Origin of the sequence: Hymenobacter mellowenesis (assembly GCF_030581005.1) — a bacterium.
GTDB classification, from domain to species: domain Bacteria; phylum Bacteroidota; class Bacteroidia; order Cytophagales; family Hymenobacteraceae; genus Hymenobacter; species Hymenobacter mellowenesis.
In genome coordinates, this window is record NZ_JAUQSX010000003.1 from 100,893 (window position 1) to 117,202 (window position 16,310).

General features: G+C 63.1%; 9 protein-coding genes. 1 reads left to right on the top strand and 8 read right to left on the bottom strand.

What is annotated here, in order from left to right; translation table 11 throughout:
* Positions 1–51 precede the first annotated feature (51 nt).
* Positions 52–1,671 (top strand): NFACT RNA binding domain-containing protein, encoded by a 1,620-nt coding sequence (locus Q5H92_RS06915; protein WP_305010770.1) that lies wholly within the window; start codon positions 52–54, stop codon positions 1,669–1,671.
* 146 nt (positions 1,672–1,817) lie between these two features.
* On the opposite strand, the gene uxuA is transcribed toward Q5H92_RS06915, so the two are convergent.
* From uxuA to Q5H92_RS06955, 8 genes are all read right to left on the bottom strand, one after another.
* Positions 1,818–2,981, bottom strand: coding sequence for a mannonate dehydratase (uxuA, locus tag Q5H92_RS06920; protein WP_305010771.1), 1,164 nt, complete (start codon positions 2,979–2,981; stop codon positions 1,818–1,820).
* Positions 2,982–3,143: 162 nt separating this feature from the next.
* Positions 3,144–3,965 (bottom strand): SDR family oxidoreductase, encoded by an 822-nt coding sequence (locus Q5H92_RS06925; RefSeq protein WP_305010772.1) that lies wholly within the window; start codon positions 3,963–3,965, stop codon positions 3,144–3,146.
* Between the two features lie 136 nt (positions 3,966–4,101).
* Positions 4,102–6,378, bottom strand: a complete 2,277-nt coding sequence (locus Q5H92_RS06930; RefSeq protein WP_305010773.1) for a glycoside hydrolase family 3 N-terminal domain-containing protein — start codon at positions 6,376–6,378, stop codon at positions 4,102–4,104.
* 331 nt (positions 6,379–6,709) lie between these two features.
* A complete protein-coding gene (locus Q5H92_RS06935; RefSeq protein ID WP_305010774.1) occupies positions 6,710–7,591 on the bottom strand; it encodes a sialate O-acetylesterase in 882 nt (293 codons plus the stop codon).
* Between the two features lie 142 nt (positions 7,592–7,733).
* Positions 7,734–9,197 carry a hypothetical protein gene (locus Q5H92_RS06940; RefSeq protein ID WP_305010775.1) on the bottom strand — a complete coding sequence of 488 codons (1,464 nt, stop codon included), beginning with the start codon at positions 9,195–9,197 and terminating at the stop codon, positions 7,734–7,736.
* A gap of 89 nt (positions 9,198–9,286) precedes the next feature.
* On the bottom strand, positions 9,287–11,158 hold the full coding sequence (locus Q5H92_RS06945; RefSeq protein ID WP_305010776.1) for a glycoside hydrolase family 2 protein: 1,872 nt from the start codon (positions 11,156–11,158) through the stop codon (positions 9,287–9,289).
* A gap of 181 nt (positions 11,159–11,339) precedes the next feature.
* Positions 11,340–12,854, bottom strand: coding sequence for a RagB/SusD family nutrient uptake outer membrane protein (locus tag Q5H92_RS06950; RefSeq protein WP_305010777.1), 1,515 nt, complete (start codon positions 12,852–12,854; stop codon positions 11,340–11,342).
* 155 nt (positions 12,855–13,009) lie between these two features.
* Complete coding sequence (locus Q5H92_RS06955) at positions 13,010–16,225, bottom strand: SusC/RagA family TonB-linked outer membrane protein (RefSeq protein WP_305010778.1); 3,216 nt, start codon at positions 16,223–16,225, stop codon at positions 13,010–13,012.
* Positions 16,226–16,310: the final 85 nt, after the last annotated feature.

The window sequence follows — 16,310 nt, forward strand, 5'->3', positions numbered from 1 at the left end:
CCGCTAAACCGATTCGTTCAGCTACGCGAACTGAAAGTTCGCGCTACTACCATGCACACCAACTACTACTTCCTGCGCCAGCTGGCCCCGGCCCTCACCGAGCGGCTGCGGGGCTACTGCGTGGCCGTGTGCTTCACGCAGGAAAAGGATGAGCTGGTCATCGGCCTCACCAACGGCGCGCAGCAGTTCTGGCTGAAAGCGCAGCTGGGCGCCACGTTCCCGGCGCTGGCGCTGCCCGAAACCTTCCAGCGTGCCCGTTCCAACTCGGTTGATTTATTCCCGGATATGCTGGGCGAGCAGGTGGAAAGCGTGGCTGCTTGGCCGCAAGACCGGGTGCTGCAGGTGAACTTCCGGAGCGGCGCCCGGCTGGTGTTCAAGCTCTACGGCCCGCGGCCGAACGCTATTTTTCGCACTGCGCCCGATGCCCCCGCGCAGCTTTTTCAGCAGAAGCTGCTGGCTGATGCAAACCTACGCCCACAGCCAGCAGCGCAACCGGGTCCGTCCACAGAATCCGACCAATCCGAAGAATCCGACAAATCCGTGGTTCAGCTCACGGCGCCTGGCAAGCTACCACCGACGTTGGCCGACCTGCCGCTACGCTACCTGCGCACGCAGGGCTACGACGTGGCCCCGCCTGAAACCAAAACCCGGCTGGTGAACCAGGTGCTGGCCCAGTTGGAAAAGCCGGCGCACTACTACCTCATCCAGCTGGAGGGCCGCACCCGGCTGAGCTTGCTGCCGCTGGGCGACATGCTGGAAACGCTGCCCGGCGACGACCCCGTTGCCGCCCTGCGCCGCTTCGTGCCCATGGCCCTGGGCCGCCGCGCCCTAGAAATGGAAACCAAACAGCTGCGCCAATTGCTGGAGCGCCGCGTCGATGAGGCTGGCACGGCCGCCGCCCATGCCCGCAAACGGCTGCACGCGCTGGCGCACGAGGCTGGCTATCGCCACACCGCCGACCTCATCATGGCCCACCTGCACGAGATTCCAGCGCGGGCTGAGCAGATTGAAGTGCTGGATTTCTATACCAACCAGCCTAAGGTCATCAAGCTCAAGCCCAACGAAAAGCCCCAGCTAACCGCCGAAAATCTCTACCGCAAAGGCAAAAACCAACAAATCGAAGAGCGTCAGCTCACCGAGCGCATCGCCCGGCGCGAGGCCGAAGCCTTTACCGCCCTGGAGCGCCTGGAGGAAATGGACTCCCAGCCCGCACTGGCCGAACTACGCGGCCTGCGCGCCTGGCGTAAGCTCCACGGCCTCGACCCGGTGGCGCCAGGGGCCAAAGTGCCCGGCGAGTTGCCTTTCAAGGTGTTCGAGGACCGGGGATTTACCATTCTGGTGGGCAGGAGCGCCGAAAACAACGACTTGCTTACCCAGAAATACGCGCACAAAGATGACCTCTGGCTGCATGCCAAAGACGTGGCCGGCTCGCACGTCGTCATCCGACACAAGGCTGGCCAAACCATCCCCGAACCGGTGGTAGAACACGCCGCCATGCTGGCCGGCTGGTACTCCAAGCGGCAGCACGATACGTTGTGCCCGGTCACGGTCACGCCCAAGAAATTCGTGCGCAAGCCCCGGGGCGCCCGGCCCGGCCAGGTGCTGGTGGAGCGCGAACGGGTGATACTGGTGAAGCCCGGCAACCCGTTCGACCGGGACGGGGACAAGTAGGGGAGCAGTTTAGGCGTTGCAGAAATAGAACGTCATGCTGAGCGCAGTCGAAGCATCTCGCGTGTGGAAGTAAACCAATCGATTGAGTTACTTCCACACGCGAGATGCTTCGACTGCGCTCAGCATGACGTTCTATAAAAGCAAAACTACAGCCCCCGGCTGATGCCCATTTCCAGGCCGCGCAACTCCGCCAGGCCGCGCAGGCGGCCGATGGCGGAATATCCGGGGTTGGTTTTCTTTTTGAGGTCGTCGAGCATTTGGTGGCCGTGGTCGGGGCGCATGGGCAGGCTCACGTTGCGGCGGCGCATGGCCAGCACCAGCTCGCGCATCACGCTGTACATGTCCACGTCGCCTTCCAGGTGGTTGGCTTCGTAGAAGTTGCCGTCGGCGTCGCGCTGGGTGCTGCGCAGGTGGATGAAGTGGATGCGCTCGGCAAAATGCTGCACCATGCCCGGCAGGTCGTTATCGGCCCGCACGCCGAAGGAGCCGGTGCAGAAGCACAGGCCATTGCTGAGCGAGGGCACGGCGGCCGCCAGCGCGGCCACGTCAGCGGCGGTGCTCACCACGCGCGGCAAACCCAGGATGGGGTAGGGCGGGTCGTCGGGGTGAATGGCCATATTGATGCCGACGGACTCGGCCACGGGCACCACGGCCTGCAAAAACAGAATCAGATGCTCCCGCAGCTTTGCGGCGTTGATGCCTTCGTAGTCATCCAGGGCCTGCTGGAATTTTTCCAGCGTGAAGCTTTCCTCGCTGCCCGGCAGGCCGGCAATGATGTTGCGCTGCAGCAGCTTCTTTTCCTCGTCGCTCATAGCGGCGAAGCGGGCTTCAGCTTTGGCCAGCTCCTCGGGCGTGTAGTCCTGCGCGGCGTTGTGGCGCTGTAGCAGTTGGGTGTCGAAGGCCACGAAAGCGGCTTTTTCGAAGCGCAGGGCTTTGGAGCCGTCTTCTACTTCGTAGGCCAAATCGGTGCGCGTCCAGTCGAGGACGGGCATGAAGTTATACGTGACGGTGAAGATGCCGCAGGCCGCTAGGTTGCGCAGCGACTCCTGGTAATTGGTGATGTACTGCTGGAAGTTACCGGTGCGGGTCTTGATGTTTTCGTGCACGGGCACGCTTTCCACCACACTCCACGTGAGGCCGGCGGCGCGCACGATTTCCTGGCGTTTCTGGATTTCCTCCACGGTCCAGACCTGGCCGTTGGGAATGTGGTGGAGGGCCGAAACCACGTCGGTGGCGCCGGCCTGGCGGATGTCGGCGAGGCTCACGGGGTCGTTGGGGCCGTACCAGCGCCAGCTTTGGATGATGGGCATTGTTTCTGGAATTGAGGTTTATTGGAATTATCAGCACGTCATGCAGAGCGCAGCGAAGCATCTTTACCGCAATAGCAATTCCTAATCGATTGGATTACTATTGCGGTAAAGATGCTTCGCTGCGCTCTGCATGACGTGCTTTTTATTCGTATTAGAGGGTACCTAAACCCCGCTGTAGGCATTAAAACCGCCATCAACCACCACCGTTTCGCCGTTTACGAAGCGGGAGGCGTCGCTGAGCAGGTAGATGAGCGTGCCGGTTAATTCCTCAGGCTCGCCGAAGCGCTGGAAGGGCGTGTGGCTGATGAACTTGCGGGCGCGCTCGGTGTGCGAGCCGTCGGCGGCGATGAGCAGGCTGTGGTTTTGCTCGGTGAGGAACACGCCCGGCGCGATGGCATTCATGCGGACTCCTCCCCCGTAGCGCAGGCCCAGCTCGGTGGCCATCCAGCGGGTGTAGCCCTCGATGGCGGTTTTGGCCAGCGTGTAGCCCAGCACGCGGGTGAGGGGGCGCTGGGCCGTGAGCGAGGAAATATTGATGATGGAGCCGGTGCCCCGCTCGGCCATCACGCGCCCGAAAACGGTGGTTGGAATGACGGTGCCGAACAAATTCAAGTCCACGGCCCGGCGGGTGTCTTCGATGCCCACGTCGAACAGGTTCTGGTGGGGGCCGACGGTGGCACCGGGCATATTGCCGCCAGCGGCGTTCACCAGCCCGTCGATGCGCCCCCAGGTCTGCATGATTTTGTCGCAGGCGGCATTCATCTGGCCGGCATCGAGCACATCGGCCAGGATGACCAGGCACTCGCCGCCGGCTTCGCGGATGGCGGCGGCCCGGGCTTCGGCCCGCTCGGCGTTGCGGCCCAGAATGGCCACTTTGGCGCCGGCCTCGGCCACGGCCAGCGACATGGAGGCGCCGAGGACGCCCGTGGCGCCGGTAATAACGACGGCTTTATCGGCTAAGGAAAATTGATTCAGGGAAGGCATTGGGGGAGAAGGGTTTGGTAGAATCGATGGTAGGATGGACCGGTCTGACCGCCCTAGGCGGTCCGACCGGTTGTCGCCAAAACGGGATAGGTGGTGCTTCGACCGGTCAGACCGCCTAGGGCGGTCTGACCGGGAGTTACGGCAGTAGCTCCACCGCGCCTTCCAGCCGGATGTCGTCCGAGGCGCTACCCACCATGAGGTTGAATTTGCCGGGCTCGGCCACCCACTGTAGCTGCTGGTTGTAGAAAGCCAGCTTGTCTTTGTCGAGCGTGAAAGTCACCGTTTTGCTCTGGCCGGGCTTGAGACTGATTTTCTGGAAGTCCTTAAGCTCCTTAAGCGGACGCACCACGGAGGCTACCAAGTCGCGCAGGTAGAGCTGAGCCACTTCCTCGCCGGCCACTTTGCCGCTGTTGGTGAGCGTAAAGCTGACCTGCACGGCCTCGCCGGCTTTGAGCTGCGGGCGGCTGATTTTCAGGTCCGAATACTTGAAGCTGGTGTAACTCAGGCCATAGCCGAAGGCGTAGCGCGGCGTGTTGGGCGCGTCGATGTAGGCCGATTTGTACTTGATGTCGCCGGGCTTGGTGACGGGGCGGCCGGTGTTGTACTGCTGGTTGTAGGCGATGGGAATCTGGCCCACGTTGCGTGGGAAGGTGATGGGCAGCTTGCCAGCCGGGTTGTAGTCGCCGAACAGCACGTCGGCCAGCGCGAGGCCGCCTTCCGAGCCGGGCCACCAGGCGTAGAGAATGGCGTCGGCCTGCTCGGCAATGGCGTCAAATACCAGCGGTCGGCCGCCGAATACCACCACGGCCACGGGCTTGCCGGTGGCTTTGAGGGCCCGGAACAGTTCTTCCTGCGGGCCGGGTAGGTGCAGGTCGGTGCGCGACTTGGCTTCGCCGCTCAGGTCCCATGTTTCGCCCACGGCCAGCACCACCAAGTCGGCGTTTTTGGCAGTGGCCACGGCCTGCTCGAAGCCGGCGCGGGAGTCGCCGCTGGGGTCGCAGCCTTTGGCGTAGCGCAGCTGGGTGGTTTTGCCGGCGCGCTGGCTCAGGCCGTCGTAGAGGGAGGTGATGCGGGTGGTGTCGGCGCTCACGTTCCAGCTGCCGTTGAGGTCGCGCTTGGCCTTGGCCAGCGGGCCGATGACGGCGATGCTGCGCAGCGTCTTGGTGAGGGGCAGGGTGGCGTTTTCGTTTCGGAGCAGCACCAGCGACTTCCGGGCCATATCGCGGGCGGCCACGCGATTTTGCGGGTCGTTGAGAACCTGCTTTTCGCGGGCTTCGTCGGAGAAGCGGTAGGGGTCGTCGAAGAGACCGAGCTCGAATTTCTTGCGCAGAATGCGGCGCACGGCGTCATTCACGAGGTCGATTTTTACCTGGCCGTCCTTCACCAGCTGGGCCAGCTTCTGGCTGTAGGCGTCACTTTCCATGTCCATGTCGGAGCCGGCAGTGATGGCCTTTTGGGCGGCGTCCTTCTTATCGGTGGCGTAGCCCCAGTTGGCCAGTTCGCCGATGGAGCCCCAGTCGCTCACCACGAAGCCGGGGTAGCTCCACTGGCCTTTCAGGATGTCGCGCTGCAGGTAGCTATTGCCGGTGGCCGGCACGCCGTTCAGGGTGTTGAACGAGTTCATGAATGTAGCTACGCCGGCATCGGCAGCCGCTCTGAAGGGCGGCAGGTAGACTTCCCAAAGCTGCTGGGGGCTGAGGTCGACGGCATTATAGTCGCGCCCGCCGATGGCCGCGCCGTAGGCCGCGAAGTGCTTGGCGCAGGCCATTACGGCATCGGTGCCGCCCAGCTTCTCGCCCTGGAAGCCCAACACGCGGGCTTTGGCAATCAGTGAGCCCAGGTACGTGTCTTCACCGGCTCCTTCCATCACGCGGCCCCAGCGCGGGTCGCGGCCGATGTCGACCATGGGCGCAAAGGTCCAATGAATGCCTGACGCGGCGGCTTCCTTGGCGGCCACGTGCGCGCCCAGCCGGATGGCGTCGAGGTCCCAGGAGGCGGCTTCGGCCAGCGGAATGGGGAAGGTGGTTTCGTAGCCGTGAATGACGTCGAGGCTGAACAGCAGCGGAATTTTCAGCCGTGATTCTAGCGCCACGGCCTGGATTTCGCGGGTGTCCTTCACGCCCTTCACGTTCAGCATCGAGCCCACCTGTCCGCCGCGGATGCTGCTGAGCAGGGTGGTTTTGCGGTTGCTGGCCGGCCCGGTCACCTCGCGGCCGGAGTACTGGTTGAGCTGGCCGACCTTTTCCTCCAGCGTCATCTGGGCTAGCAGGGCAGCCACGCGCTGCTCAATATTGGCGGCCGTTTGGGCGGGCGCCGCCGGGGCTGGCTTCTTGGTTTGGGCAAAAGCCACCGGGCCAGGCAGCAGGCCCAGCCACAGCAGCGGCAGCAGGGGCTTGGGAAACGAAAGAGTCATTTAGATGCGATAAAAGCTGCCTCTGCAGCTGGGAATGGGGTTTGTGCTGACTGGCGGCCACCGGCTACAGCTGCCCCGGACGAGGCTTCCGTTGTACGTTCCCACCATCACCGGGAGGCATCGTTTGGGTTGTTACAGCTGTTTTTTTCGGTGTTTCAGAAGCGACTGGTAGCCGCCAGTTTAGCACATAAGTTGTTTACAAGGAGAGAGGATAAGGCGATTGAAGAGTCCGTTGGCCGTCATGCTGAGCGCAGTCGAAGCATCTCTACCGCGAGAGTAAATGATTTGCGTTGTGCGGTAGAGATGCTTCGACTGCGCTCAGCATGACGTGCTATTTCATTCCTTGTTTCTTAAGGTGCTTCTGCTTCTGTAGCCGCTGCATCGCCTCAGCATAGCGCCAGCCCAGCAGGCGGGCCGAAGCGGCGTTGTAGTGCGTGTGGTCGCCGATGTCGGTGGTGCCTTCGGCGGTGATGTAGGCGTAGTTCGGCACCTGCTTTCGCAGCGCGGCCACGGCTTGGTTGATGCGCTGAGCGGCTTCATTGGGGTGCAACTGGCCGTCGGTTCCGAGCTTGTTAATTTGAAAATCGGGCAGCTGCCCGGCCACGAAAGGCACGGTGGGCGCCTGCAAATCGGCACGCAGCCGCTCAATCAGAGCCATCAGTTTCTGCTGGTAGACGGCGCTCTTTTCGGGGCTGCTGTCGGTTTCGCCCTGGTTCCAGATGATGCCGGCCAGCGTGCCCGCTTGCAGGGCGACTTTGGCGCGGGCCAGGGCGGCGTCGTAGGGGTAGGTTTTCGTGCCTTCGAAATAGGCGCCAGGCGCCCAGGCATCGATGCCGGAGCCGCCCACGGCACAGGCAATCAGGCCAATGGTGCGGTCCGGATTCTGGGCGGCCATGAGCCGTCCGAAGGTCAGGCCCGGGCCCACGGCGGCCACGGGTTTATCGAAGTGGATGGGGTCTTTGGCTACTTCCCATTGGCCGGCGGCGTTCAGGCGCAGCACGCGGGCGTTGGGCACGGTGTCCTGGGCTTCCACGGGGCCGCGCCCGGCCATGTTCGACTGACCGATGAGCAGGTAGAGCTGGAAATTTTCCTTGCGCGCGGGCGGCGTTGCGGTCTGGCGCAGGCGGGGTTTCAGCGGTTGCGCCTGCAGCCCGGCCGCTGGCAGCAGGGCCAGGAGCAGGCGGGATAGCAGGAGCAGGCGAGCGGGTTTCATGGTAGAGTAATTGTTGACTGACGATAGCCAGAACGTCATGCCGAGCGCAGCGTAGCATCTTTACCGCTTCGTTGAGGCAGATTACTATCGAGGTAAAGATGCTTCGCTACGCTCGGCATGACGTTCTGATTACATCGTTTAATCAGCGCTGGTCAAAGAAATCGGTCAGGTGGTACATCTGCTGGTTCAGCTCGCGCATCTTGCTGAGCAGAGCGGGGTAGGGCTCTAGGCTGTTGTCCACGATGCCCTTATTGGCATTGGTGTTCGAGGGCTCGGCGCCTATCAGCGTGGGGTCGTTGTCTTGGTATTTGAACCAATGCCAGCCCACGCAATTCTTCGATTCGAGCAAACCCAGCGTGAAATTCTGGTAGAACAGGCCGCGGTCGGCCTGCGTTTTCACCACCCATCCTGCCCCGGCGGTGTTGGCCAGGCCGGGGGCGTCCTCGCCCTTCACGTACCACTCCGTCACGATGAAGGGCTTGCCGGCGAAGGCTTCCCAGTCGCGCACCCAGGTTTTTTCGGGCGTCCAGTTGTTGTAGTAGTTGATGCTCACCGCATCGAGGTACTTGCCGGCCACCCGCATCAGCTCCGGGTAGTAGCGCTGGGCGCCGTGGAAGCGGCAGCCGAGGTACATGTGGTTGGGGTCGTACTTCTTCATGGCCTTGGCCACGATGCTGAAGTAGCGCTCGGCGGCGAAGGCCAGGAAATCCTGCCGGTTCTGGTCGGTGATGGTTTCGAGGGTGATGCCACGCTCGTCGGCCCACTTTTTGGCGGCCAGGTAGCCGGGCTCGGCGGGGGGCAACTTGAGGTAGCCGTCGAGGTTTTTGCGCAGCAGCGGCATCTCGTTGTCGGAGAAATAGCCGAAGAGGTTCTTGTCCTTCTTATTCGCCGCCAGCTTTTTGGCCTGCTCCTCCACGTAGTCGGCAAAGCCGGGGTCGAAGGTGAAAATCACGTCGTTGGGGTATCCTTTGTGGCCGGGCTGCACGTAGGTGCCGCCGCGCTTGTTGCCGTAGCCGCTCATCCAGTCCAGGTTGATGGTGTAGGCCAGCGGCTGGTCGGCCTTCTGATTTTCGGCCTGAATTTCCTTGGTGGCCGACCACGCGCCCGCGCCATTGAAGCCGTTCGCGAAGAAGAACTTGCGGGTGGCCGCCATCCAGCCGGCCTGGTCGCCGTACTTGGCCTTTAGGGCCTGCTGGGTGCGCTCCGAGCGGCCGGCCTGCACGTCGTTCGGGGCGTTATGCAGGAAGTAGTGGCCGTTGGGGTCCACGGCCCACCAGCGGCCCTGAATTTTCTCAACGTGGAAGAAGCCGGTAGCTTTCGTTTTCTTATCCAGCCGCCCGCCGTACTTGTCCAGCTTGATTTCAGCCGGGGCAAAGCCTTGTAGCGTGGCAATGGTGCGGGTGGGGTAATTTTTATACTCCGAAAATCCGGCCTTGCCGTCGATGGTGGAATTGTTGAGGGTCTTTTTGGCGGCCACGCGCAGGGTGTACTCGGCGCTGTCGCGGGCGGTTTGCGCATGGGCAGAGGGCGAGAAGCTAAGCAGCGAACCAGCGGCAAGCAGCAGCTTGGTCGACGCTTGAACGTCATGCAGAGCGTAGCGAAGCATCTCGCTCGGCATCGTCTTCACGATTGAGTTACTACCACATGCGAGATGCTTCGCGGCGTTCTGTATGACGTACTTTTTCATCGTCTCCATCATTTCCCACTATCATACTTAGCCGCCTGCTGCCGGTAATACTCCTGCAGCGTGTAAAACGCCTTCTTCTTCACGCCCGTGCTCGAAATCAAGCCCTTGCGGTTGAACCCGTTCTGATACACCGGGTGCTGCCGCCGGGTGGCGCGGAAGTCGGCCAGAATCCAGGGCGTCATGCCGCGCAGGCCCTTGATGGTGCTCAGCATCTTGAGCTGGTTCACATAGAGCGCCTCCTGATACTCTTCGCTCCAGCGGGTGTCGGCGTCGCCGTGGTAGCCGGCCAGGGCGTCGCCGCCGAATTCGCTGATGACGACCGGCTTGTTGTACTTGATGTCGAAGGTGTATTTGGTGATTTCGCTGGGCTTGCCGCCCCAGTACCAGCCGGCGTACTCGTTGAAGCTGGTGAGGTCCAGCGACTCGCCCAGCGGGTCGTCCACGTGAATCACGTTGTCGGGGGTGCGGTGCAGCTCCAGAGCGGCGGCGATGAGGCGGGTGTCGTCGAGGGCGCGCGCTTTTTTCACGAGGTTGGTCATGAATGTCAGGCGCGGGTCGCCGAGCGGCGTTTCGTTGCCCACCGACCACACCACGATGCTGGCCCGGTTTTTTCCCATCGAAATCAGGTCCGAGAGCTGGGTTTCGGCGTTCTGGTAGGTGGCGGGGTTTTGCCAGGCAATGGTCCAGTACACGGGCACTTCGGCCCAGACCAGCAAGCCCATTTCGTCGGCCAGCTTGAGCATGGCTTCGTTGTGGGGGTAGTGGGCCAGGCGCACGTAGTTGCAGCCCAGTTCCTTGGCCCAGGTGAGGAGCATGCGCAGGTCGCCCTCGCCGCGGGCCCGGCCGGGAATGAGCGGGTTTTCATCGTGAATGGAAATGCCGCGCATGAACGTGGATTTGCCGTTCAGCAGAATGTCCTGGCCCTTGGTTTCAATGGTGCGGAAGCCGATGCGGTCCTGCACCGTCTCGCCGCCGTTGCTCAGTGACACGGCGTAAAGCTTAGGGCTCAACGGCGACCACAGTTTCAGCTTTTTCGCCGGCAGGTTGAAGCTGGCGCGGCCTTCGCCATCCGTTTTCAGGGTTTGCTTGATGCCGGCTTCGGCGATGTTCAGCGTCACCGACTGGCCGATTTTGCCGGCGCCGTCGAGCTGCACGTAGCCGGTGAGCTGGCTCAGGTTGCCTTTGGCCAGCTGCACCTTGTAGTCCACGATGAACGTCTCGGGCGCTTCGGCAATAAAGACGTCGCGCGTGATGCCGCCGTAGTTCCACCAGTCGGTGTTGATGGTGGGCACGGCTTCGAGGTGGCGGGTGTTGTCGGCCTTCACCACCACGAAATTCTCGCCGTTGGGGCTGAGCTTGCCCGTCACCTCGTACTGGATGGGGGTGAAGCCGCCCTGGTGCATCCCGAGCTTCTTGCCGTTGAGGTAGATGTGAGCCTCGTAGTTGATGGCCCCGAAGTAGAGGAAGTAGCGCTTGCCGGCCACGGGCGCCAGCTTAAAGCTCTTCTTCAGCCAGATGGTGCCTTCGTAGTACAGCAGCTTGGGGTCCTGCGAGTTCCAGTCGCCTGGCACCTGCATGGCGGCTGAGTGGTCGAAGTCGTACTCAATCAGCTCGGGCTCCTGGGCGGTGCTGGGCTTCTGGTTGTCGTAGTAGCCGCCCTTGCCGCTGGCCGACTTGTCGAACGCCTCGCGGCGGTAGTCGTAGAAGCCGTTTTCGTAGGGGTCGATGATGTAGTTCCAGCTGCCGTTGAGGCTGAGCACGCGGCGGGCCGGGGCATTCTGAATAAGGCTGGTTTGGGCTAGTGCCGACGAGCCAAGCAAGAGGCCGGCCACGCCCAGCACCAGGGCCAGCACCGTTTTCAGCGGGGGAAGATGGGTCATTGGGGGAGAAAAATGGAAGGAAGAAGGATTAACGGAGAGACATTAAACGCCTGTCATCCTGAGCGCAGCGAAGGAACTTGTCACGTCAGCAGCACCAGCTACTGCAAATCGTTCAGCGGTGATAAGGTCCTTCGCTGCGCTCAGGATGACAGGCGTTTAAATTCACCATCTCACCAATTCACTAGTTGTAGCCCGGGTTCTGGGTCAGAATCGGGTTGGTCTGGATTTCCTGCACTGGGATGGGGAAGAGCAAGTCGTCGGGGTCGATGCGGACGCTGGAGTTGGCGCGGGCAAAGAAGGCGTTCATCACCGGGATGGCGCGGTCGGTGCGCACCAGGTCGAACCAGCGGTGGCCCTCGAAGCTCAGCTCCAGGCGGCGCTCCAGCTCCAGGCGGGTGCGCAGGGTGGCGGCGGTGGTGGTGCTGGGCAGGTCGACGGTGGCGTTGGCCGTGGCCACGGGCAGGTTGCGCGAGCGACGGATAACCTGGTTGACGGCCGTGAGGGCGGCGGCGCTGGGGCCGCTGGCCTCGTTCACGGCCTCGGCGTACATGAGCAGCAGGTCGGCGTGGCGCAGCACAATCCAGTCGTTTTCGGCATCGGTGGCGCTGGTGGGCGTGTCGATGTACTTACGGGTGTAGTAGCCCAGGGTGGTGGCGGCGCCGGTGGGCAGCACATAGGAGGTGGCGGCGCGCACGTCGGTAGTGCCGCTGGCCGTGAAGGCCGCAATCAGGTCCGTATCCACGGTGTTGAACTGCTGGCCGGTGAAGGCCGCGCCCAGCAGCGCCGTCGACTGCGTGGTGCCGTAGGCGGGCATAAACCAGGTGGTGAAGGCGCTGCCCAGGCCCAGCGTGCCCTTGGTGTAGCGCGCGGCGAAGATGATTTCGCTGTTCATCTCGTTGTTGGTGGCGAAGATGTTGGCGTAGGTGGCTTGCAGCGCGTAGGTCGAGCCTGTGGCCAGGGGCGCGAGCTTGTCGGCCGCGGCCTGGTACTTCTTCTGCGTGAGCAGCACTTTGCCGAAGAGGGCCGTGGCGGCGCCCTTGGTGGCGCGGCCCAGGTTGGTGGTGCCGGTGTAGGTCACGGGCAGGTTCTTTTCGGCAAAGTCCAGGTCCTGCTCAATCTGGGCGTACACGTCGGCGATGGGTGCGCGCCCGTACTGGTAGGCGTCGGGAATGGCCATCAGCTCCTGCGTCACGAGCGGCACGCGGCCCCAGATGCGCACGGCGTTGAAGTAGGTGAGGGCCCGGATGAAGCGCACTTCGGCGTAGTAGCGGTTGCGGGTGGCCTCGGTGAGCTTCACGCCGGCCCCGCGGCTGAGGATGATGTTGCAGCGGGCAATGGCGCGGTACGACGACAGCCAGTAGCTCTGCAAATTGGGGTTGTCGCTAAGCAGCGAGAAGTCGTTGAACTCATTCAGGCGCTCGCCCGACGTCACGGTGTAGCTGTTGTCAGACGGGATTTCGCCGAAGATGAAAATGCCGCGCGGCCCGCCCGAGCGGCCGTACAAGTCCTGCAGCGAGGCATACGCCGCCGTCACCCCGTTCAGGATGCTCAGCGAGTCTTTGTAGCTCTCGGTGGTGGGAATGCGCGTGGGGTCGTTCAGCTCGATGAAGTCCTTCTGGCACGAGGTGGTGCCCAGCGTGCCCAGGCCCAAAAACGTAGCCACGGCAGCTCCCGAGAAAAATTTATTGAAAGTCATGGTGGGAATTAATTAAGGATTGGGAGGGCGGGCTCGCTCGTCATGCAGAGCGCAGCGAAGCATCTCGCTTGTGGTAGTAACTCAATCGGTTGAATTAGTTGAAGCACGCGAGATGCTTCGCTGCGCTCTGCATGACGGCCTATCTGCCCAGCGTTCTAGAAGCCGACCTGCAGGCCCAGCGTGATGGTGCGGTTCATGGGGTAGGAGCCCTGGTCCACGCCGTAGGTGGGGTTGGTGGTGTTGCCGTAGTTGTTGGCTTCGGGGTTGTAGCCCACGTACTTGGTGAAGGTGTAGAGGTTCTGCACCGAGGTGTAGATGCCGGCACTCTGCAGGCCCGCCGTTTTGGCCCAGGCCACGGGCAGGTTGTAGCGCAAGGTCACGTTGCGGATGCGCAGAAACGAGCCGTCCTGAATGAAGTAGGAGTTGAACACCGTGCGCAGCGTGGTGGGCGAGGTGGCCGAAGTGTAGGCGAAGGGCGTTTTGCCGTCGCCGGGGTTGTCGGGGCTGCGCCAGCGGTTGGTCAGCTGCACGCGGCCGTTGGTCGCGCCGGGCGAGTTGAAGGTGTACCGGTCGCCGGCGTACAGCACGTCGTTGCCCTGCGAGCCTTGCAGCGTCACGGCCAAGGACAGGTCCTTGTAGCCGAAGGTGTTTTGCAGGCCGTAGGTGAATTTCGGGAACGGGTTGCCGATGACGCCTACATCGAGGGTGTTAATCTGGCCGTCGCCGTTCACGTCCTTGAACTTGAAGTCGCCCGGCCGCACGGTCACGTTGCTGCCCGTCCACTTGGGGCTGGCGTCCACGTCGGCCTGGTTGAGGTAAATACCTTCCTGCTGGTAGCCGTAGAACACGCCCAGCGGCTGGCCCGGCACCACCCGGATGGAGCTGGTGTAGCCAAACACGGCGTCGAAGGTAATCTGCTCGTTCTCGCCGGCCAAAGCCAGCACCTGGTTGCGGTTCAGCGAGAGGTTGGCGGCCGTGCTCCAGGTGAAGTCACCCTTCACGATGTTGGCCGTGTTGAGCTGGAATTCGAGGCCGCGGTTGCGCACCTCGCCCACGTTGGCCAGCGCCCGCGACGAGTAGCCGAGCACCGACGGAATGTTGCGGTTGAGCAGCAGGTCGGTGGTGTTGCGCTGGTAGGCCGCCACGGTCAGGTAAATGCGGTCGCGGAACAGGCCGAGGTCGAAGCCAGCGTCGTACTGGGTGTTGGTTTCCCAGCCCAGGTTGCGCAGAGCCAGGCCGTTGGGCGAGAAGCCAAAGTTGCGCACCCCATTGCCGTTGCCGAACACGTAGTTGGCGGCCGTCTGGTAGCTCTGGTAGTTGTAGTCGCCGATGTTGTTGTTGCCCGTCACGCCATAGGAGGCGCGGAACTTCAATTCCGAAATGGCCGCAATGCCCTTGATGAAGGTTTCCTCGCCCGCCCGCCAGGCCAGGGCCACCGAGGGGAAGGTGGCGTAGCGGTTGTCGGGGCCGAAGCGCGACGAGCCGTCGGTGCGTAGCGCGGCCGTCAGAATATACCGCTCTTTAAAAGCGTAGTCCAAGCGGCCGAAGATGGACGTGAGGGAGTTGGCCGAGAACGAGGTCTGGCCGAAGAGCTGGCCGGCGGCCGTGGCGTACTCAATGTCGGGGGTGGTGTAGGTGCCGGTCTGGCCCAGCACGGTGCTGCCCTCGTTCTGGTTGTACTGAGCCGAGTAGCCGGCCAGCAGGGTCAGGTCGTGGTCGGTGCCGAGCTTGCGGGTGTAGGTGGCCGTGTTTTCCCACACCCAGTTTAGGTTGGTGTTGTTGGCCTGCCGGGCGTCGATGTTGTTGAGGATGGGCGTCGAGATGTTGGCGCCCGCGTTGTTCACCGTGCCCAGCGTGGCCGGCACGTAGATGGCGCGGCGGTTGTTCACCAGCTCGGCCCCGAAGCTGGTGCGCAGGTTCAGCCCCTTGATAATCTCAAAATCGAGGAACGTGGAGCCCAGCGCCCGCACGCCGCTGGTGCGGTCCTTGTACAGGTCGACGGCCGCCACCGGGTTCAGCAGGTCGCCGGGCGTGGTGATGCCCGAGCCCGAGTTGCGGATGGCGCCGTAGTCGCCGTTGGCCAGCCGCACCGGGATGATGGGGGGCAGAATCAGGGCCGACGTCACAATGGCCGTTTCGCCGCCCGGGCCGCCGCCCGAAATGTTGCCGCCGTTGTAGCTGCCCGAAATCGGCTTCACGTCGGTGCGTGAGAAGTTGGGCGCCAAACTCAGGCCCAGCTTCAGCTTCTTGCTCAGCTGCGCGTCGTAGTTGGCGCGCAGGGCAAACCGGTCGTAGCCGGTGTTGTCAATCACGCCCTTCTGCTTGAAGTAGCTACCCGAAATGTAGAAGCGCGACGAGTTGGTGCCGCCCGAGGCCGACAGCTGGTACTGCTGCTGCGAGCCGGTGCCGAAAATCTCGTTCTGCCAGTCGGTGTTGGGCAGCTCGGGCGCGCCCACCGCCAGCGGGGCCGGCAGGGCGCGGTTGCCGTTGGCATACGACTCGCGCACGTAGTCCAGGTACTGCTCGCGGTCCATCAGGTCCACCTTTTTGGCCACTTCCACCACGCCCGCGTTGGCCACGAAGTTGAAGCGCGTCTTGCCGTCGTTGCGGCCGCGCTTGGTGGTCACAATCACGATGCCGTTGCCGCCGCGCGAGCCGTAAATGGCGCAGGCCGCCGCATCTTTCAGAATCTGAATGCTCTGAATATCCGCCGGCGGAATCTGGTTGTAGCTGTCGGCGCTGTTGAGCGGGTAGCCGTCCACCACGTACAGCGGCGAGTTGCCGGCCGAAATCGAGCCCAGGCCGCGCACGCGAATCACCGCGCCCTGGCCGGGCTCGCCCGAGGGCTCCGTAATCTGGGCGCCGGCCACCAGGCCCACGAGCGCCTCGGAGGGCGAGGCCACTGGAATCAGCTCCACCTGCTTGGCCGAAATCGAGGAAATAGACGTGGCCAGCAGCTTTTTCTCCTGCACGCCGTAGCCCACCACCACTACTTCTTCCAGCGCCTTCGAGTCGGGCGCCAGCGCGGCGTTGATGGCCGTGCGGCCGCCCACGGCTTCCTCCTTGCTCAGGTAGCCCACGAAGGTGAAAATCAGCGTGGCATCCTCGGGCGCTTTGATGGAGTAGCGGCCTTCGGCGTCGGTCTGGGCGCCGTTGGTGGTGCCCTTCACGATGACGTTGACGCCGGGCAGGCCCACGCCTTTTTCGTCCACCACGCGGCCGCTGATGGTGATATCGGCCCGCACGGCGCGGGGCGCAGCGGCCGGGCGCACGAAGGCGAAGGTGGGGGCGCTCAGGCCCAGGCTCAGCGCGGGCAGCAGCACCAGGGGCCGCAGGTAGCGCCGGAAATCGGGTCGTAATTTGTCCGTCATAGTGGGTGGGGTTGGTGACGTTGGTGGGAATGCCGGGCGGGCGGTAGGAGGGCCGGCCCCGGCAGGGAGTGAAGTGGCCTGGAGC

What these genes read in the sequence shown, in the direction of transcription:
- Q5H92_RS06955 (WP_305010778.1), bottom strand. Translation starts at nt 16,225, where the DNA reads ATGACGGACAAATTACGACCCGATTTCCGGCGCTACCTGCGGCCCCTG.
- Q5H92_RS06950 (WP_305010777.1), bottom strand. Translation starts at nt 12,854, where the DNA reads ATGACTTTCAATAAATTTTTCTCGGGAGCTGCCGTGGCTACGTTTTTG.
- Q5H92_RS06925 (WP_305010772.1), bottom strand. Translation starts at nt 3,965, where the DNA reads ATGCCTTCCCTGAATCAATTTTCCTTAGCCGATAAAGCCGTCGTTATT.
- Q5H92_RS06945 (WP_305010776.1), bottom strand. Translation starts at nt 11,158, where the DNA reads ATGACCCATCTTCCCCCGCTGAAAACGGTGCTGGCCCTGGTGCTGGGC.
- Q5H92_RS06940 (WP_305010775.1), bottom strand. Translation starts at nt 9,197, where the DNA reads ATGCTTCGCTACGCTCTGCATGACGTTCAAGCGTCGACCAAGCTGCTG.
- Q5H92_RS06935 (WP_305010774.1), bottom strand. Translation starts at nt 7,591, where the DNA reads ATGAAACCCGCTCGCCTGCTCCTGCTATCCCGCCTGCTCCTGGCCCTG.
- Q5H92_RS06915 (WP_305010770.1), top strand. Translation starts at nt 52, where the DNA reads ATGCACACCAACTACTACTTCCTGCGCCAGCTGGCCCCGGCCCTCACC.
- uxuA (WP_305010771.1), bottom strand. Translation starts at nt 2,981, where the DNA reads ATGCCCATCATCCAAAGCTGGCGCTGGTACGGCCCCAACGACCCCGTG.
- Q5H92_RS06930 (WP_305010773.1), bottom strand. Translation starts at nt 6,378, where the DNA reads ATGACTCTTTCGTTTCCCAAGCCCCTGCTGCCGCTGCTGTGGCTGGGC.